General features: G+C 37.6%; 20 protein-coding genes. 3 read left to right on the top strand and 17 right to left on the bottom strand.

Going from position 1 to position 19555, the window contains the following annotated elements:
• From EHQ62_RS17245 to EHQ62_RS17220, 6 genes are all read right to left on the bottom strand, one after another.
• Window positions 1–1828, bottom strand: a 1828-nt coding sequence (locus tag EHQ62_RS17245; RefSeq protein ID WP_135645138.1) for an ATP-binding protein, incomplete at its 3' end; no start/stop codon positions are given.
• A gap of 1144 nt (window positions 1829–2972) precedes the next feature.
• Window positions 2973–3329, bottom strand: coding sequence for a hypothetical protein (locus tag EHQ62_RS17240; protein ID WP_135645136.1), 357 nt, complete (start codon window positions 3327–3329; stop codon window positions 2973–2975).
• Window positions 3322–4038 carry a hypothetical protein gene (locus EHQ62_RS17235; protein WP_135645134.1) on the bottom strand — a complete coding sequence of 239 codons (717 nt, stop codon included), beginning with the start codon at window positions 4036–4038 and terminating at the stop codon, window positions 3322–3324. The genes EHQ62_RS17240 and EHQ62_RS17235 overlap by 8 nt, the downstream gene beginning before the upstream one ends.
• A gap of 44 nt (window positions 4039–4082) precedes the next feature.
• Window positions 4083–5018, bottom strand: a complete 936-nt coding sequence (locus tag EHQ62_RS17230) for a hypothetical protein (protein ID WP_135645132.1) — start codon at window positions 5016–5018, stop codon at window positions 4083–4085.
• Entirely contained in the window at window positions 5015–5536 is a 522-nt protein-coding gene (locus EHQ62_RS17225) for a hypothetical protein (RefSeq protein WP_244241829.1), read from the bottom strand. The genes EHQ62_RS17230 and EHQ62_RS17225 overlap by 4 nt, the downstream gene beginning before the upstream one ends.
• Complete coding sequence (locus tag EHQ62_RS17220; RefSeq protein ID WP_135645130.1) at window positions 5537–5860, bottom strand: hypothetical protein; 324 nt, start codon at window positions 5858–5860, stop codon at window positions 5537–5539.
• 167 nt (window positions 5861–6027) lie between these two features.
• Here EHQ62_RS17220 and EHQ62_RS17215 point away from each other — a divergent pair, with 167 nt between their 5' ends.
• From EHQ62_RS17215 to EHQ62_RS17205, 3 genes are all read left to right on the top strand, one after another.
• Window positions 6028–7653, top strand: coding sequence for a phage portal family protein (locus EHQ62_RS17215; RefSeq protein ID WP_135645128.1), 1626 nt, complete (start codon window positions 6028–6030; stop codon window positions 7651–7653).
• A gap of 219 nt (window positions 7654–7872) precedes the next feature.
• Window positions 7873–8088: a hypothetical protein gene (locus tag EHQ62_RS17210; RefSeq protein WP_135645126.1), complete on the top strand. Its 216-nt coding sequence runs from the start codon at window positions 7873–7875 to the stop codon at window positions 8086–8088.
• Window positions 8089–8094: 6 nt separating this feature from the next.
• Window positions 8095–8769: a hypothetical protein gene (locus EHQ62_RS17205; protein WP_135645124.1), complete on the top strand. Its 675-nt coding sequence runs from the start codon at window positions 8095–8097 to the stop codon at window positions 8767–8769.
• Window positions 8770–8785: 16 nt separating this feature from the next.
• Here the strand turns inward: EHQ62_RS17205 and EHQ62_RS17200 are convergent, their stop codons facing one another.
• The 11 genes from EHQ62_RS17200 to EHQ62_RS17155 form a co-directional block, all read right to left on the bottom strand.
• A complete protein-coding gene (locus tag EHQ62_RS17200; RefSeq protein ID WP_135645122.1) occupies window positions 8786–9481 on the bottom strand; it encodes a hypothetical protein in 696 nt (231 codons plus the stop codon).
• Window positions 9482–9496: 15 nt separating this feature from the next.
• Window positions 9497–9967, bottom strand: coding sequence for a hypothetical protein (locus EHQ62_RS17195; RefSeq protein WP_135645120.1), 471 nt, complete (start codon window positions 9965–9967; stop codon window positions 9497–9499).
• A 365-nt stretch (window positions 9968–10332) separates the two neighbouring features.
• Entirely contained in the window at window positions 10333–11946 is a 1614-nt protein-coding gene (locus tag EHQ62_RS17190) for a hypothetical protein (RefSeq protein ID WP_135645118.1), read from the bottom strand.
• Window positions 11943–12344, bottom strand: a complete 402-nt coding sequence (locus EHQ62_RS17185; protein ID WP_135645116.1) for a hypothetical protein — start codon at window positions 12342–12344, stop codon at window positions 11943–11945. The genes EHQ62_RS17190 and EHQ62_RS17185 overlap by 4 nt, the downstream gene beginning before the upstream one ends.
• Window positions 12344–12499, bottom strand: a complete 156-nt coding sequence (locus tag EHQ62_RS18615) for a hypothetical protein (RefSeq protein WP_167482897.1) — start codon at window positions 12497–12499, stop codon at window positions 12344–12346. Before EHQ62_RS18615 ends, EHQ62_RS17185 begins: the two co-directional genes overlap by 1 nt.
• Before the next feature lie 60 nt (window positions 12500–12559).
• Window positions 12560–13309 carry a hypothetical protein gene (locus tag EHQ62_RS17180; RefSeq protein ID WP_244241828.1) on the bottom strand — a complete coding sequence of 250 codons (750 nt, stop codon included), beginning with the start codon at window positions 13307–13309 and terminating at the stop codon, window positions 12560–12562.
• Between the two features lie 62 nt (window positions 13310–13371).
• Window positions 13372–14823 carry a capsid protein gene (locus tag EHQ62_RS17175; protein ID WP_135645114.1) on the bottom strand — a complete coding sequence of 484 codons (1452 nt, stop codon included), beginning with the start codon at window positions 14821–14823 and terminating at the stop codon, window positions 13372–13374.
• On the bottom strand, window positions 14823–15533 hold the full coding sequence (locus EHQ62_RS17170; RefSeq protein ID WP_135645112.1) for a hypothetical protein: 711 nt from the start codon (window positions 15531–15533) through the stop codon (window positions 14823–14825). Before EHQ62_RS17170 ends, EHQ62_RS17175 begins: the two co-directional genes overlap by 1 nt.
• Window positions 15527–16456, bottom strand: a complete 930-nt coding sequence (locus tag EHQ62_RS17165) for a hypothetical protein (protein ID WP_135645110.1) — start codon at window positions 16454–16456, stop codon at window positions 15527–15529. Before EHQ62_RS17165 ends, EHQ62_RS17170 begins: the two co-directional genes overlap by 7 nt.
• A 39-nt stretch (window positions 16457–16495) precedes the next feature.
• Window positions 16496–16885 carry a hypothetical protein gene (locus EHQ62_RS17160; RefSeq protein WP_135645108.1) on the bottom strand — a complete coding sequence of 130 codons (390 nt, stop codon included), beginning with the start codon at window positions 16883–16885 and terminating at the stop codon, window positions 16496–16498.
• A gap of 79 nt (window positions 16886–16964) precedes the next feature.
• On the bottom strand, window positions 16965–19553 hold the full coding sequence (locus tag EHQ62_RS17155; protein ID WP_135645106.1) for a hypothetical protein: 2589 nt from the start codon (window positions 19551–19553) through the stop codon (window positions 16965–16967).
• Window positions 19554–19555: the final 2 nt, after the last annotated feature.

Here is a 19555-nt window from a genome sequence, read left to right as displayed (position 1 = left end):
TTCTCCTATCTTTTTTAGTTAGAGTGATTGAAAATTCGATCCATTGCTTTATTTTCTCATCTAACTTTGAAATTTCATCAATCAAGTAATAAGGATTCTTCCTATTTTCTAAACTTTTTACTTTTGATTCAGGAAGAAGTTCAAGTAAGTGCTTTTTTAAATAAAAAGCACGATTATTCAATTTATTCTTTATATGATGGAATTCATGAGAAAAACTTGCTATCAATATTCCAGCACTAGCTAACGCTCTCATCATTCCCAATTCATCTTCTTTTTCATCTAAAAGTCTTTTCTGTGTTCTAAATCCCTTTTTTAATTTCTTATTTTGCTTTCTGACTACTTCCTCTGGCTCTTCTTCTTCGGAATCATCTTCAGCAATATCCTCTGCTTCTTTCTTTATAACCTCTTCTTCATTGGTTTTAAAAAAATATTCGGAAAGATTTGCGCCTATAGTACTACGATCATCTTCAACATATCTAATGAGTCCCGTTATTATATTTTTGAATAAATCAAAGGTTGGACTTTCTAATAATCCTTCACGGCTTGATTTATCATCTAAGAATTCTTCAGACAGTCGAGAAAATACAATCGTACCTACAACTTGATTTGGGTTAACTCTCCATTGTCCTCTTCTATTGAGGGAAGCTGGACTTATAGAAACGCGATCTCCCAACATAAGCCAATCATAAGAAGCTGTATCAACCTCCCCATATGGTCTAACACGAAAATTGTCTCTAAAAAGCTTTATTCCACCATATTTAGATGCCCACTTTTTACGAGTGCTTGAATTAAAAGATTTAAATTTATATTTTTCTTGATCTTGCTTAGATGTACTATTTTTAAAAAAATAGAAAGTAAAAACGAAGTTACCAATATTTTTTGAGATACTATTCTTTTCTATTTTACTATATCCAGGAATTAATTGATAGAATGTTCTTTTATCTTGAAAATTTTCTTTTTTAAAAGTTGCCTTATCAAAAGGGAACCTTTTCATATCCTCTTGCTCAAATAATTCTTTATCTATGAGAGTAAAATCAAACTCATTTCTATGAATTTTTAATAATACTTCTCTTGTAGAATTTTTCTCATATTTAGCAACTAACTTATAATCATAATCTTTAAATGGTTCAGTCTGAATCAGGCCATAGTCTTTTGGAAAAGCTGAATTAAAAAAATTAATGGTAAATTTATCAAAATCTTCTGGTGGATTTAATATCTCCAGATTAGTGAAAATTTTATTCGATAATTCTAGATTCCAATCATTCCTTAAGTTTTTTATAAATATAATAGTTCCTTGAGAAAAATCTAATTTAGAAATTAGGTTAAGCAGCCGCGAGTTTGAAGTTAATTTTTTTATTTCATTCTTTAAGTTAATCCCAACAACATTATTTAAATCTGCATTAATTTCGGAAATCTTTGCATTCTTTATTTCAAAATTTCGCCAATCGACATACCAAATAAAGCCATCCTTTTGACCTCGAGGGAGAGTAATCATCGTACATATTTCGCCTAATTTATCTAATGCAAATCTACCAATACCTTTTGCTCCAGACTTAATTCTACCTTTATTACTAGTATATTCTCTTTCCTTTAAATCGGTTCCTATCGTCATCCAGTGATTCTCTATGACTTTATCTGTCATTCCATCACCATTATCTATTATTAGCATTTGGTTCTTAGAGTAATCAATATCAACAATTCCAAATTCGGAATCAGCATCATAAGCATTCTTAATAAGCTCAATAACTGCACCTTCAGGCGATGCTACATTCTCTCGACCTATAAGCCGTGCGGTTCGTGCTGATACATTAAAGGGAATTTTTGCCATTCTTAATTAAAGCAGATTCAACCAATAAGTACAACTCTTTAATTGGCACTCCAAAAGACTTCATTTTGAGTTTTGAATCCACGTGTTTTTCTAGGTCTAGAATTTAACTTTTGCTCTGCTTTTTCAACGTCTTTTTGAGTCAGATCAGAAAAGTTTGAACCTTTAGGAAAGTATCCTCTTGCCAATCTGTTTTTGGATAGGTGTCAAAATAGTATGGGTCTGCACTTTTGTATCCAATGATCTGGAAATTTTGTGATTTGGAAAAAAATCCTTTTTTTGCTGGAGTAAGAAGAAAGCAAAGTCAATATTCATTAAAAAAGTACAGAATACAGTCCAACGTCAAGATTCAAAAGCATATTTCAATGAATAAATTGGTAGTAAAAAAATAGATTATCGTCGTCTCCTGAATCATTTTCCAAGCGCCAATAAGAAAAAGTCAAGAGAACAAATGTGAATGTAATTTTACATATTTGAGTCGGCGTTCTAGAACTACAACTAGTATTGTTATTATCTTATTCAATCTAACTTCCCTTAACTCGAGGTCAAGAAAGCAAATATAAGATATGGATTATTCTGCTACTGGCTTTAGTAATGACTGTTTTGTGGACAATTCAATCTAAAAATCAACGCTTTTCCTTTCCATCTCATAATTTATTATATTTAAGTCACTTTATCTAGTAAACTGGGTTCGGGATTTATGTATCTTGACCTTATAGGACTGACTGAAAGTCGATATCATCCTATAATCCCTGGAATTCCTACCTTCCCTTTGAAGACCAGGTAAAGAATCGATAAAATCACAATAAATCCAATAATCGCAAGGATCCAATATGCTAGCCCTCGCAACCCATCACCCTTCCCTGCATCCCGTTGAGCTTCAGAAAATCGATTCTGAAGTCTTAGGTGCTGCTTTCCAAGGGCTTCAATCTCATTTTCTAGCTCACTAATTCTTCGGTCCCGACTTTTAATTTCAGATTGGAGGATTCGGATCTTCTCGGTTAGAGACTTCTTTTCCTCTGAAGTTAGATTTGATTTTCCAACCAATTCTACAGCCGACTCGCTCAAAATATTTGTAGAAGCGGTTTCCATCCTTTGGACGGATCCGCAATTTATAAAAAGAAAAAGAAACAAAGCAAAGAGCCACCTACTCATGGTTCTCTTCCTTCCTGTTTAAGAGCTCGAGTTTTTTAATCAGGTAGGATGCAAGGTAATCGTAAATAGAAGTGATGGTACAAAAACTTATGATTAGATTTACGTGATACACCCAAATCTCTTGAGAGAACCCGATCAATGCGAATTTTAGGGATACAAAAATAACTCCTAAAACGATCCCGATATACATAGTCCATTTCTGTTTCTTCTTTCCAGCTTCAAAGTCTATGGACCAAGGTGAAAACCGAAACAAATACAAACAGATAAAGAAGATGGCGAGCATATAGCCAAAATCAAAGATCGCCTTTGCATATCCCCAAATAACATCTATAAATCCAATACTATCCATTTTTTCTTTCCTCCAATTTCATAATATGGCAGCCAGTTTTTGTAATTCGCCTAAGTTGAGATAAACTCCAATATACCTTCTCTCCAGTGAAGAGATCATTCCGGTAAGAGTTCTTCTCAAAAAGGGATCCTGCTGGATCCTGAATAAAAATACCTATCACTTCCCCTTTCTCGTTATAACGAAGGCCGCAAGAAGAAACGATATGGCCGTCTCCAGAGCCATAGATTTCTCGAATCTTTACGGAAAAAAGTGTCTGGAGTCCCAACTTTGTGGTATTGATCAGATCCTTTTCGCTGTAGGAATAAAAACGGTAGTGGTATTTCTTTTTGGAATAGTCACCGAACATCAGTGACATTAAGTCGGCATGTCTTAGCCAAAGGAATCGAACCTTCGATGGTTCTTCGTTGAATCCTTCTTTGACATTGATCTCTCCATTCTTTGCGCGTTCTAGGATTGCTCCATTCAAAAGATTGTTGTACGCAAACTCATCCATGAACCATCGCTTCTGAGGATCAATCTTTCCTTCAGAAGTTAGAAAGTTTGCATTTTGAGTCATTGTAGAGACTGCAGATGCAACGTAACATTGGTTGAATCTTCCCCAAATGGATTTATCCATATTGTGAGATCCATCTGGATTGAAGTTATCCTTCTGAGTTAAGTGAACTGATTGAGGAACAAATTCATCTCGGAATTCAGCTTGAGAGCTCATATCTCTCAAGAATAGATTAAAGAATTCTTATCGGAAAAGGATCCTTACAGGACTCCGAATTTGATTCCTGTGTATTTGCCTTTGAACTTTTTATGCCAATCTACAAGTTCATCTGATAGCTGTTTGATACGAGCACCAAAAAATGCTGAAGTCGCTGACATTGTTGTTCCAAGGCTCTCGGAAATCACACCTACCGAAGTTGAATAATTGGAAACACCTCCAATAATTCCATCTCCATAAGATGACATTACACAAATCGTAAAGTATTTTAAGACAGCATCCTTGAGCTCCATAGGAACTCGACTCGCATGATCGTATCCGGTTGTGTAATCGATTTCGTAAGCTCCAGGAAAAACTCCTCCCCCAACTCCCATTCCTCTCCATGCTTGTAATCCAACTGGATTCGGCGCAAGTCCACCCCAAGGTGTTCTCACAAACACCGCCTCCAAAATCCCCTCTCTGAATTTCGCTACCATTCTCTCTCGAAGATCGATAAACCTACTCCCGGTCCATGGGCTCACAAGCATCCACTTGTGCACAGCGCATACGTTTTTCTTCCGCAAGCGAACGAGGAATTTTGACGATCTTGTCGGATTGTAGTCATACCTATCTTCCCATTCGGCAAATTCTTCGATTTCACCAGAGGGATCCAAGTCTGTTCGACCAATTGCGTTAGGTGACGGTCTATGACGCCAAAGTCGCGGATAAATATCCCATTCTATCATTTGTCCAAAACTTAAAACAGTCTGATCAATCCAATTTTTAAGTTGGAAGTTTTCTAGTTGTGTTCCTCTCGTTGTCACCAAAGGTTCGTTACCTAGGAAAAGGATTCTTCTACACTCATCTGGATGTATCAGGCACCCCCATTTTGGAGGAATAGGATCTTTGGCTTTATCTGGATAAACTTTAATAGCCAGATCCGAGTAATCGTAATTGGATTCATTTTTATTAAGAGTGCCTTCATATCCGTAACCTGTCATTTATCTCTCCTAAGGTGATCATATGGTAATTTCGATTTGGCGAATTGCAGCTGATCAATTGGGAAGCTGTAAACTTTTCCTGAAGTCAATTCTGCAAATATCGTCTTACCATCCTCCGCAACCTTCTTTATTTCCGCTAACATCCCACCTACGTTCACCTTCCCCCTCGCATAAACCCTCATAATCAGTCCAGGCTTTGGTAACATCGGGCCGGAGCCATACACTCGTCTCTGTTCGCGTGCTCGATTTTCAAATTCCTTGTGCTTCGAAATCATCTTTTCGATTTTGGCTTTGTCTTCATCCGAGTGATTTGGCAAACTTACTTGTCGCCTACGCTGTTGTTTGGCTTCCTCGCGTTTCTTTTCGATTGGAGTATTTACTTCACCTGGTCGGATCCATTTAGTTTGTTTCCTTCCTGTCTTATCAATAATGTTCTTTTGAACTAGGCCAGGTTTACCACTCTTCCAGATCGATTTTAGGAGTTGAAGAGTCTTTTCTTTGTAAGGTGAAGCTAGCACTTAAAATTCCGAAGCAGATATCCAAAATCCAGATATTGAAGTAATACCTGTTAAGGTAGTGACTTTGGAAAAACAAAGAGGAAGAATCTCGAATTTCTCTGTTCCGTTTCCAGTGATTGTTATCGATCGGAGTTGTGGATCTGCATTGTTTCCTTCACCGATGATAGTCCATCCAGCTGTCGCGAGAATTCGAGTGATATAAAAAATACGTTTTGCTTTCGTTAAAATCCCTGTTTCCGGATCTGTAGCAGTCGCATCTCCTGGAATTGTAAATTGATTTTGGAGTTTAAGTCGATCCCAGTCCTGTAAGGTGATTGATTTCATAGAAAGATTCTTGCGAATCTGAAAATATCGGAAAAGTCTTTGAACGGGATTATTTCCGATATTTCAATTTCCTGAATATCCCCTGGAAATTGACGGAAATTCAGGGAAATTCGCGGAAAAACCCAGGAAATTCCCACCGATAGAATCCAATCAAATACTCTAGGTTCATGCCAAGACCTCGTGGACCTGAATATGAGAAGAATTTACTCAAACGAATTCGCCAAAAAGAAAGAAAACTCGAACTAGATAAAGATGGGATATACAGGGAAATTCCAGGAAATACTCAGAAAAACGATCCGGTAAACCCTGGAAAAGTAAACGAAAAGCTTCTAACGCTCGCCAAGTCATTCCTTGGAACCGTTGATTCACCCGGTGTTGCTGGAAAGTATTCGAAGACTCCTGTTTATACTTGGGAGCAATCCCAAATGATGGCAGATGGAGTTAGACTCAGACCTGTTTGGAGAATTGACTATTCGATGCTCAAACAGGCAACGTACGGAACATCAATTATTTCCGCAATTCATACAATCCGAATCGATGACCTCATAAGATTTGCAACCGTAAGTCGTAAAGAAGGCATCTGGTTTGTCATGGAAGATGAAGCGGAAAAGATCTCTCCTGAAATAGAATCCCTAATGAAGACTTGCGGAGATTTCTTCAAACTAATGGGAGATCGAGTCGCGGGTTGGTCGGAAAGAGATCACTTATATCCAGTTTTTGAAATGATGTTAAGAGATACTCTTTCTGTCGATGGAATTGCTCTTTACATAGTTAAGAATCATTTCGGGAAGCCGATTGAAATGAAATATTTGGATCCTACGACAATTTTCCCTGTAGACGTCGATAAAGGATACTTAGGTGACAGGTCCATTCGCTATGTGCAAATCGTAGATAACAATGTTGTGGAAACTTTTGGACCAGATGAATTGATCTGGACTCACAAAAATCATCTCTCCGACATCCAATTAAGAGGATGGGGATTTTCTCCTTTGGAAGCTGTTATGTTGGATCTTATTGGAGTTATCAATTCACTAAAGTACAATCGAGATCGATTCACTAGGCAACCTCCTCCAGGTTTTTTATCAGTCATGGGAGATTTGTCTCAGGACTCTATTGAAGCATTGGAGATTCAATGGAGAGAAATGGTTTCTGGTTTAGATGACAGTCATGGAATACCTATCATGTCTTCTTCAGCAGGTGAGATAAAATGGACTCCTTTGAACTTGGCGAATGATATGTTATTCAAAGATTTTATGCAATGGCTTGTCTCTTTCGTTCTTATGGGTCATGGAATGGACCAAGCAGAGCTCGGACTTAGACTTCTAGGATCTCAGACATTGGCAGAAGCTAATCAATCAGATAAGATCAAAGGATCGATGACTAGGGCAAAAAAATCACTGCTTACTTATTTCGAGTCTGTTTTCAACAAAGTGAAGTTATACTTTCCTGAGTATGACGCTTTCCGAGTTTCTTTTTCTGGAAAGGATCCTGAAGACGAAAAAGAGAAACTGGCCAAGATGAAAGATGAAGTAATGCATTTTCGTACTATTGATGAAGTACGAGTCGCTCAGGATTTACCTACCCTTGGAAAAGTTATGGCAGATATGTATGGTGAGGATCCAGAAACTACTAAGAAAGCAGGTGCGCTCATTCTCAATCCTACATTTATGCAGCATATGATGGGAGTGAATCAGCCATCCATGGATCAGTACCCAGAGGAGGAATCGGAAGAAAATATTCCGAATGATGATTCCTATCCTTTTGATGAAGATCTTGAGTTCGAGGAAGAGTAGGATTCCTTAGATCGTATTATTGGACTCGTGACAGAGTCTAGGACAAAATCGACCCTATTTTTGTCACGGATTTTGTCCAAAAGCTAGAATTTCGATAAAAAAAGGGAATTTTGGCCGATGGTAAAAAAAAGGGTGACAGACTTAGAAATAGGAATAGAATTCCAGCCCAATATAGGAATGTTCCTATAAATGATGATTGATTCCAGGGATTTATTATAAATGACTGACAATATGCTCTCTGAATTCCTAAAGAATTTTGAATACAACGAAGAACAGGTCGAGCGAGGCATTGAAATGGCCATCGAAAGAGAGAAAAACGATGCTCCTCGTTATAACCCCTTTTATCTTTTGCAGGAAACGCCTGAGTTAGACAAAGCGCTCGAAAGGGACTTAGAAAATCAAAAAGTTAGAAAGCTTCTTCGTTCCCTTCAATAATAAATTTTGCCATCCCGTCAAGAAATTTCATACTCAACAGCACGAGACAAACTCGATCTTATAATTCAGCACTCCAGCGCTGAAGTAAGAATACATTTAAAAACTCTATCAAAAGAAAGAACGGCTATCACCACTCAACTTATGAAAGAATGGGTAGCTAGATACGCACCGCATATACGTGGATTTACGGATAGTTTTGATCCAACAGATATCCAAACACGATTGAGTGATGCATATTTTGAATATATTAAATATTCTTTCATGTACAGGTTTTTGAACGGACTTCAAAATAATACATTGTATAGGAAAATATTTTCCTTTGAACTTCATTTTTTGAGTAAAGCTAAAGTGTTGGAAGTGACTAATAAACAAAATTATTCTGAATTATCAGATGATGAAGCACTTTTCCATATTAGTCCACTTGGACATTTTTTAAGCTATAAACTCCAAAAAGAATTTCATGTTACACCAAAAAATATTAGTGATATAGATAAAGAAAGGCGTATCTACGATTTCATTCTGGACACGATAAGAGTTTCATTCACAGAATTCTTTAGCCAATACTCAGATCAAAAAACGATACCGTTGGATTCATTTCGGGAATTTCTCAAACACCCAAATAACATTAATATTGAAGCGGTATTTAAACAAATTGAGAAAAGACCATTTAAAATTCTGTAAAAGGATTTTGGAGTATTCATAATTCTTTCGAATCCTGATTCCCCGTTCCAGTTTTTAGAATGGAAGAAATTCTATCTGAATATTCCCGAATTATATGTCTGTTGAACGTGAATTCATCTTCCCTCTTTTCATGTCTGAAAAATAAACCGATTATGATCTCAGGATTTTCATCTGTTTCTACTAGCTTAAGAAACCCGTGACGAATTGCATTTCGAACAAACTCCCTTCTCCATGCGGAAGATTCGGCCATGTTTTCAATCGATAAGAAAAATTCATCCTTTGTGATAACTTCTTCAACCCATTCGGATTGAGAGACAAGCTGGTCCTTAAATTTTAATCCTTTGTTGTAAAAAGTGATATGGCCATCTGCAGCACAGTCATGAGTCAATGTCCATTTTTGGACCGAAAGGCCATTATTGAATTTCCCTCCATTGTGAAGAGAAATTACACATGCAACGTGAGCAGAAAAATAATCTCTGAGTAAATTTAATTGCCCAAAAACCAATTTATCTCGCATGACATGAATCAGAAGTGGAAGCTTTTTATTTTCTTCCGGTTTGAATTGTATCCATTTCGTATCCACTAACACTCTGTTGGTTTTTAAAAGTAGGACGATTCCCCATAGTGTTAGAAATAATAAGACAAATATCATAGGTAGTGCGACAAAGATCACTACCCATACATGTAAGTTAACGAATTCCCAAAATGACATGGTTATACTTTTACCTTATCTTATAAACTCGATTGTGTAAGATTGGCCGTTTACAAAAAGAGAAGAAGCACCTGACCCACTAGGGCCAAAAGAGTATGAAGTTAGATTACCAATAATATTTAAATTATATTCTGTATTATTAATTTTTATCTTCGATAAGTTGGCTCCAAGTTGACTAGAAAAGGCGAGAACATGCTCATACATTTTTAAAACGAGATCACGTGTTGCGGAGGATTCACCAGTGAGACTTTTGATTGCATTCTCAGTTCTTTTTGTATCTTCCTCTATGTTTCCAAGTTTTGCCATTAAACGTTCGTTTGATTTGTCGCTATCATTTTTAACTTGGACAATCATATCTTTGTTGGATTGAATTTTTGCCTCTAAATCCCTATCCATTAAGGAGACAGATTTTTGGTTTTCGTTTCTTACGAAATACACAGCAAGAGCGATTCCGATTGTAATAAGTTCTTTGATTCCGATTTCCATTATCTTATGAACTCGATAGTATACGATTGGCCATTTACAAAAAGAGAAGAACCTGGGGAAAAAGTATAAAATTTTGTGTCAAATATCGTAAGACTATACTCTGTTTCATTAATTTTGATACTAGTTAAATCCGGAGATGGTCGAGATGGTAAGAAACCTAATATATGTAAATTACTGGCAATGTGGTGCCTTATCGCAGTAATTTCAAGTCCTTCAAATATAGCAGGTGAAAGATTTCCTATAGTGGGTGAAAAACTACTATACCCGGTAAAAATATTAGGGAATCCAATGTTGCCAAATCCCGCTACCATGTTTCCTGTATAACTGGATGGTGGATTCGATTCCTGAAATAACATTGCTAACATTTAAATCCAGCCTTTCTTCCAAGATCCAAGATAGTTAGTTCCGTCAAAATACATTGTAAGAATGGATATTCGATTCGCAGCTGTATCAGGTGTTTCGCCTGTGGGAATTTTTACGTTGGAAGGAAGGGTTATAGTTCTTCCTCCCGTTCCATCCTGTAAAAATTTCATTACATAAACTTGATCTGTCACACCTCCCGAAATCGTCGTAAAGGTTGCATTTCCTATCAGTCTTGCTTTGTAGATTCTGTTCGCATTGAATCCCGAAAATGAGACAGATCCTGATATATCTCCTGCATTATGCGCTGTATTATTCCAAAGAGTTTTTTCCGCATCGGTAACAAATCTATGACTTGCATCTTGAGTTATTTCATTTCCAGGAATATTTCCAACTGCTCTTTTCCCATCCAAAGCGGTTTGAAGTCCACTTACGTCTGCTATGTTGTGACCATGGGCCGATGGAGGAAATGTTGTCGGTTTATCTAATATATTTGCCCATGATTGTACAATTTCCATGGACTCCATTTCTGATAATTTAATCCATGTTTCACTTGCAAGTTCAAATAAGTAAAATGCACCACCCGTTGTAACACTTGGATCATCCGAGGCGTCCTTCACATAAACTGGAAGATTCCCGGTTGGTGAAATAGAATTCCTTTCATCAATATCCTCTACGATTTGTAAAGCTGGATCAAAAATTGGTACTTGGGATGCTGGAACCTTCCCATCTACTAAGTCAGCCTTGGCCGATAAAGTATCTTCAAGATCCATAACCTCTGATATCAAATGTCCGTGAGTAATCGGAGGGAAAGCATTAGGTTTACCCTCGATAAAATTCCACGCAACAGCTACCATTGCCTTCAAACCATTTAAGAATTGGCCGCTAGTTCCACTTGGTAGTGAGTTCTCTTTGTTACTTAGTACATCGTTTATAGTTGTGACTTCAGAAGCTAACCTTTCTTCGGTAGTAAGAGTTCCATTGGCATCTGGTAAATTCCATGTTCTCGCAACATTCGCAATTGATCTTAGAAACGAAGTAACGATTCCTGAGATAAGGTTTCCTGATAGTACTTCGATTTCTCTATTTGATGTAAGTCCAGGATATCCGTTTTCGTTATTTCTCTCGTTTCGAAGCTGGTATTGAGGATGGTCATCTCCTTCATCTATTCCAAGTAAATCAGAGTGGTATTCTGTCCTTCCGCGAGTTTGAATCCATCTGCCTGTGTTAATACTTGATAAATCGTTTGGAAGAAAAACTCTATTTGGATCGTCAACATTTGGAACGGATTCATTCGATTCTGCGTCAAACTGGTAGTAACTTCTTAAATCTTCAACGTAGCGAATTTGTTTATCTCTACGTTCTGCATTTGGAATCGCTGTTAATTGTGAAATATTTTGAACAGGAGTTCCGTAATTCAGAAGTACCTTTTCTCGAAGATCATTTAGAGAGACTGCATCTGTTAACTCAACCGCATTGCCAACTTTTACTCTGAGTAAAGAATTGGTTGGAGATCTGAATTCAATATGGGTAGGCTCGGAACGTAAAGTGTTGCCTCTCCTTCCTAGTTGAACAATATTAGAGATTCCAGCGATTAAGTAATAGTAAAGCTTCTTCATCCTACATAGATCTCAACTTTTACTTTTTGAGCATTTGAACTTAAGACTTCCAAATAATCTATCTCACCGAACCAAAGAAGGAATCCTCCTTCTATCAATTTTGGTGCTTCAGTTTCCGTAAACTTACATGATATAGGTGCTAACTGTCCTTTTTTGATTCCCAAGGAAAAATCATCAGAAACATATTTACATTCCATCAAAATGTATTTTGTTTCAAGTTCGGGTATGATCTCGAAGACATGGGTTACAGGAACGTTTTCTTCACCGATAGCTTCAAGTAATTTGGTAAGGAATTGGGGCTCTGTTACCTCGACTTCCTTTTCTATTCGTTCAAGAATTGTTTCTGTAGAATTACCTTCACGGGAAAGTAATTCTAGTTTGATTCGATGAACCTCCATTACTTGGAGGCCTCCTCGCTAAGTTTCTTTGAAGTTTGGATCATCAATTTTACAGTCTTCTCTGCTTCTTTTACTGCCAGTTCGTTATCCATTCCTTTCATCATGTTTTGGAAACTGAGTTGCGAGATTTGATTGAAAATCATTTGTTCATTCATAAAAATATCCTCTGTTAAGGATTTTTCGCTAAATGAATCTATCGGAAAAGAGAACTAAGTTTATTTTGAGCCGTACTTTTTTACCAAATGCGATATGATGCCTTTGATATCTTTGGCAACGGCACTTTTCAGAGAATTTGACGCGAGGGCTTTTTTAACAACAGTCTCAATTTTTGCCTGATTGTTTTGGGCTTTTATTGCAGGATAAATAAATCCATTGGAGCTTTCAGAAACAGTGATGAACTTCGTATAGGAACTTTGAATCGACCCATCTTTTTGATGTTGCCTAGTTTCATAGACGTTTCCTTTTCCACTCATTCCCTGATCTCGAGAGTAAGAGTATCGATTCCGTGTGACTGTTTGGCCATAAGCGTTCGGTTCTTTGCGAGATCCGATCTTTGTCATGAGTCCATTGATATTTGAATTGGAAGGAGATATTTTCTCCCCACCTTTTTCTTTTGAAAGTGGAACAATTGTATATCTACCATTTTTACCCATTCTTGCTCGTTTGGAAGCAAGGATTGAAGGCTTCATGTCAAATGATCCTCTTCCTTTTTCTATCACTGCTAGATAATTATACTTACCTTGATTCGCATAACTGACTTCATAGCCACCAGCGACTTTTCGAAGAATAAATCCTCCACCTCCTCCGGATGTTTTTGAAAGTGCCATTTTTCCCCACCAAGAGGGAGAGGCGGAAAGGGTCGCTTGGCTCCAACCTTCTTTCGCAATAATTGCTATTTCTCTGATGAGTTTTTCCGTTCTTGGAAAATAACCGTCTTGCCAAAGTTTTTCAAAGTTCACAGCCATATAATAAAAAAACGGTGATTTCTCACCGCTTCCTCTGATTTAAAATCAATTTTTAGAAACTGTTAAGTTCTCACTGGAATATTTTTCCAAACTCTGAATTTTTCAGGTGCGAAGATCTGAGGAACTCCATACCATTCAACCATTCCAAGTTTAGAACGAATTCTTCCACCAGCTCCGTAAGGGAACAATGTTTTAGTGAAAGGGAGAAGTTCAGAAAGAACATAAGTTCTTGTCTCATCCACACCTGACATTGCGTTGAAGTCTCCAATTACCATAATTGTGGTTCCAGGGATATCTTCATTCAAGTCCACAAAAACAGTCGTAGCTCCAGGAGTTCGAACAATCTCTCTCATATAACGGATGTCAGTGCTTCCAGGCTTGATCGATCTGAAAATCGCAAAGCGAGTTGCAGGGTTTCCGGTGTTTGCAGGAGTGATTGTCAATTCAGCTCCACCACCAGAAGGTACTGTAACTTGTTCAGATTCGCAAGCAGCGGACCAGTGACGTAAACCGCCAGAGGCTACTCGATATCTATGAACACCAGCATCAGTGGTAAATTTACTATTCGCATCGGATACGACAGGCTCTACTGCAAGACTAGGAGTGTTAGGAGATTCGCTTAGGGAAGTTGGACCTTCGATAAGTTCTCCAGTAGACTCGCTCTTACGCATAGGAACTCGCCAATTGTGCTTATCCATGAAGATGTCAGTTTCGTAGAGAAGAAATTCATTTTTTGAACTGCTATCATACAAACCTTTAATAACATTCCCTTGGCCAACATTACCAGGATTTTGAGCAGCGTTTTGGAAAACGAATTCTCTGGATCCTTGATATACTTGATCGAAGAGCGCCTTTGTTTGAGGGTGCATCCAAGCTTTGTTAGGTAATCCGAAAAAGCTAGAAGCAATGTCAGAAGTATGATACTTCATTTCATCTACATCGGGAAGCTGTCCTCTTGCATCCATCACGAATTCATCGTTGGTATCGCGAACTCTCGTCAAGAATCCATCGCAAGTCAGTTTGTTGATAGCTTTGCTACCAAACCAAACAGACCTTGAAAGGTTTTCCATACCTCGACGAAGAGCGGAATTCCCTTGAATGATCGAAGGATCCTGAACATTGTCAACGGTATCTACTACCTTATTGTAGTCGAAGCCCTCTCCAATGTAGCATACTTCATCGAAGAGCCTTTGCAAGCTTGCATCGCGGAAATCAGGCTCATCAGATTGACCAAGGAAGCTGGAATTGTACCATCCACCACCATGAGAATCCTGCTTGTTGTATTCCGCTAATACTTGTTTAACTCCTCGTTTTGGAATTTGGGACAAGAATTTGAAATGGACGTTACTTGAAACAATCGCGACAAATGTTTTGTCGAGAGATTGCATTGATAATGCCGCACCTGGGTTGTTTGGATCAACAAAGGGAGTAACTCCATTTGCAGCCGTGTTCGCTTCGAATGCTTTTCGAATTTCGAGAATTTGTTCTAAAGAATATTGTCCGGGAGTGAACATTATTTGTTACCTCTATATTTGGAAATAATAACGTTTGCCTCAGAGGAAACCTTGCCCGTGGTCTCGAAGTAAGTCATTTCTTCAACTGCAAGCTCTCCAGCTTGAATCGCTTTAAGAATTGCCACTTCGACTTCTGCTCTTTGATCAACTGGAACTGCACCAGCGACTACAGACTTAGTAACTTGAGTTTGTTCAATTGGCTTTTTTGGATTTGCAGGTAAGCCTTGAAGTTTGGTTAACATTGATTTAAGAAGCAATACTTCTTTTTTCAATGCATCGATTTCCGGTTGTCTTTCCAAAAGAGCTTCCATCCCTTCTGCAATTACAACTTGAGATTCCTCGATTGCTAAAAGAGATTTTTGCATCTCTGCCATTTTTGCATCTTCGGTTGGATCTGCACTGGATGTACCATCTTCTGCTTTTCCAGGATCCGCTCCAAAATAAGCATCAATCACATCATGGGAAAATGAATCTGCTTCCCCATCGGGAATTCCATTTTTTATAGCGAACTCTTTTACGGACTCTAAGTCTGGTTTTAATTCACCTGTTTCAAAATGAGTTACTGCTTGAGAAGCTACTTCCTCTGGAGTAGATCCTCCATTTTCCCCTTTTCCTTGATCCCCACCGTCGGAGGATGCAGAAGGATCAAGGGTTGATTTTTTAATACTTAGGGTTTTATCCCGTAATCGCTTGATTGCTTCACCTAGCATTGATTTTGCTCTCCGGTAATTTTAATAAATAACGTGTCAGTCAGATCTTCGAGAGTTTCGCCATCTAAACCATATCGAAATTGAATATAGTCTCGAAGGGAGCTCGATTTCAAAGACATACCTCCATTCAATATCTGTGAGAGAATATCGGAATAGATAGTTTCTAAAAATTTATCTGCAAACTCAGGATGGTGAGATAGTAGATTCATAAAGCCATTAAGCTTCATTTCCAAAGCATGAATTTTGGAATAAAGCTCGTTCTCACCGCTTGTCATTTGAGACGGTACCGGTGATGTTCCATCCGCGAACGACTTTTGAATGTCGCGAAGGAGAACTAGATTGCTTTTTAATAAAGTAACATGCGTATCTCCATTCACTGATTCTTGGAGAGGTTGGATTGCACACTTTTTCAGAGTTATACGTTTAAGTTTATTCCCATCAAAATCTTTAGCAAATGCGGTTCCTGAGACGGACGCTCCATAACCTTTCCATCCGCTTTGTAGACCTTTCCGGATTTCTTCAACGAAATGATTTCCTGGAATAAGCCTTCCCAAGATATAAAATCCATCGTCTTTGATTCCGAGTTCATTTGGGAATTCGTCTTTTGTTCCAACGGCCTCTGGATATCCAATGATTGCTTCAAGTTTGCTTTTTTGGAGTGTTGCCAATCGATCTACAGAAGGCTTTGTCTCGGCAATTTCTTTATCGATGAAGTCTGTGATGTGATTGTAGTCTAGATAGCCTTCCTTGAGAAAATTATTCCTCATTTGTGAATCAGCATAGGCACTCTTAAGAATAATTTCACCCACTCGATCTTCTTTTTCCGAAGATGCTTTGATTAGGCATTTGATGGATCCGGATCTCTCTTCTGGTTGGGCTTTTACAATTGAAAATTGATGAACAAAGTTTTGTTGCTCTCTCATATTCCCAAATCTTCTAAAATTTTAGAATATCGGAGGAATTTAGTTTGCGATTATCGCGAATACTTCGAGCTTCCCTTGAGTTACTCCAAATCCTTTTATAAAGTACACTTTGAGTTGAACAGCGGTAGTTAGCTCTTCCAACAAAGGAATCACGTAAAAGCCGGGCAAACTTAAATCTATATCGTCATTTAAAACATAGAGACTAGGCTCAAAATTTGTTCCTACGGTTACTTCGCATACACCGTCAAAAGCCTCAGAAATCTTTACAATGATTTGGACAATATTGGTGCCAGGGGTCGTGATATCACCTAGATTGAATGAACCGGATGCATTCTCAGAATCAATGGTAGTATCGAGTAGCATTAAGTTACGCATGAGTATCTCTCTGGGAATCTCCTGAAAATCGTATGGTCCGAGGAATGTAGGCATTTAACACGGGGACTCTTTCGCATATAGTAGAATCAAAGGAACTCTTAAGAAATGCGTCCAAACCAAGCAGTTCATTCTCTTATACTTTAAGATTTTGATCTATCGGAGAAGTAGATGTTAAATTGCGTAATTCTACAACCTTCCGCTTTACTAAATTTGTATATTTGGATGGAAGAATTGATTTTAGAATCTCGCTCTTCTCTTGGAAAAACTTCTCTACTAAAGGAGCGACTTTTTCTTCAAAATACTTCTCTTCAGGATTTGCACCATTTCTATATATGTGAGGCTTGTTTGTTTTTTTGTTGAAATAGCATTCTAATGCTCTCGCAAAACACTCACACGACCTAGACCAATACGCTTTTGCTTTAAAATCTCTCGCCATACCATCACGGAAAACATTTGCGATTTCGGATTCGATTCCTGTTCCCGATTCAGAAGCAAAAAAAGACTTTTTCTCACGGACGCCGATATAGTTATCCATGAAATGTGCAAACTCATGTGCAAGAGTTAGATTAGGAGATTCCTCATGGCCAATGAAGTTCACACCTATGGCTTTGAAGCTTGGGAAATAGATACCCAATGCCTTTCTTGCATGTTGCATTTTTTTTCCAGAATGGGAAATCTTAAGACCGAAGTTTTTTGCCATGGAAGACCTGTCTCCAAAAACCTGAAAGACTTCCTTCAAACCGGATTCTACTTCTTTCAAAGAAGACTTATCCACTTGGCTACCATTCTGCATTTTTACTTTCACACCAAGACTATCATAGAGGTCATTCACGGTTCCCGAATCACCGTAAGAAGTTTCCTCCCCTTTTTGATAAGTGCCATCCGTTATCCTATCTTTGAATCGAAGTTCATAATCAGTGGCCACATATCCAAGAACTTCATCAATTTTTCGGTGAAGACTCCATAGCTCTCTATACCTTGGATCTGACCCTGGCAAACGATTCTTTTTCCCAAGAGCAAAAAGCTTTTGCTTATAGATATCTAGTTGAGTATACCCCATGGTATTATTTTTATAGATCTTAACTCTTGATCTAGGTCCAATTTTGGACTTTTCCTTTTCCTGAAAAAACCTCTCAACACATGCGATTTGTTTGGCTGTCATAATCTGGACGCCAGAAGTGGAATACACATAGTATTTCCCTGTTAACTCATTTGTATTTAAAGGGAATTTTAGAAGTCTGAAACCAGATCTTCGAACTTCCGTTTCGTTTATCGAGCTAAACCAAGGAGGAGTTGCAACATTGGATAAATCCATTTTCTTTTTATCCCAAAATACAAGTGCAGATTCGGGCATTTCGGAATAGTCTTTCGCAATAGTTTCATCAAGTGTATCGTAACCTAACTGAAAGGTTATTACTTTTACTTCTTTAGGTTCATAATTGTAATTTAGAGCATCATTGACTAGATTTCTCTCGTTCTCTTCCTCTGTAATTTGCTGTCCTAGGATAGATTTCTCGATTATTTTTCTATTCTCTGGATCTGCCTTCGTGATAAGTTCGGAAATCTTTTCAGGCTGTTTTTCTGGAATAGATTTGAATTCTTCCGAAGGCGCAAATCCGGTTCCTGAATTACTATCCTCATAGTGATAGTACACCTTCCCATCCTGTAACACTGATTTAGTTATGATCACTTCTTCTTCAGAAGAATTTTGTAGGATTGTTTTTGGATTACTCAGAGCCTGAGGCTTTAGGATTACCTTTGTCCCAATTGGAAAAGAATTTTTTAAAAGAATCTCATCCTCGTAATTTTTCTTTTCGATTTCGATCTTTTTTTCTAAAACTGAATCCTTTACTTTATCTGCATAAGAAAATAGAGTTTCTTCCTCTGACTTATTTGAGAAAGGATTATTTGTTTTTAGCCATTTGAGTACTTTTAAATCGACTAAATTTTCCTCTAATGACTGTTTATAAAGACCGTAATTAGAAGTTTTTAATGTCGCGTTGTTCTTTGTATCATTGATCTGTTTTTGATTGTATTCAATATTCTCATCAATATCCTTCTCACTAAAAATTCCAATTCTTGCAGCTACTTCTTTTGGATCCTTAGTCCTTAATCGCTTTTCAATAAGTGACAATGTATCTTCACTTTCAATCTTCTTTTCAAAATCGTCACCTTCTGCCTCTGAATTAACTTCTTTCAATTTTTCAGCCACATAAGTTTGAACCCATTGACTTTCAAATTTACCAGAATTATCGACTGGAATTGTATCAGGTGCTTTGACACCGTGAACTCTTTGAAAGGTCAATTTTTCTAATTCTGTCAAGGTGTGAGATTTATCTTTAATAGATTTTTGCTTTAATAGATTGCGATACTCATCTTGTAATGAGCGAAGTTTGGTCTCCCACTGTTGTTCTGATAATTTTTTGTTTTCTGGATTTGAATTATCCCGATGTATTCTCAGCTTCTCTTGAGCTTGAGCAATTTGATTATCAAGATCACTGACTTGAACTACAGGCTTTTTCTTTTCAACTGCTTGTTGAACTTTTGTGAATTTATCAAATTGATTCTTTGTATAGAAATATTTGTAAGGCCTATTTGGGTTACCTGTGGGGATCCGTTTGTAGTATTTGATTGGCCTTGCTTTTAAAATTTCCAGAATTTCACTTTGAGTTTTTCTGAAATTAAAAACCGTAGAATTTACAATCCCTTCAAGCTTATTCATTT

Origin of the sequence: Leptospira jelokensis (genome assembly GCF_004769635.1) — a bacterium.
Lineage (GTDB): Bacteria > Spirochaetota > Leptospiria > Leptospirales > Leptospiraceae > Leptospira_A > Leptospira_A jelokensis.
This window is presented reverse-complemented; position numbering and strand designations above follow the sequence as displayed.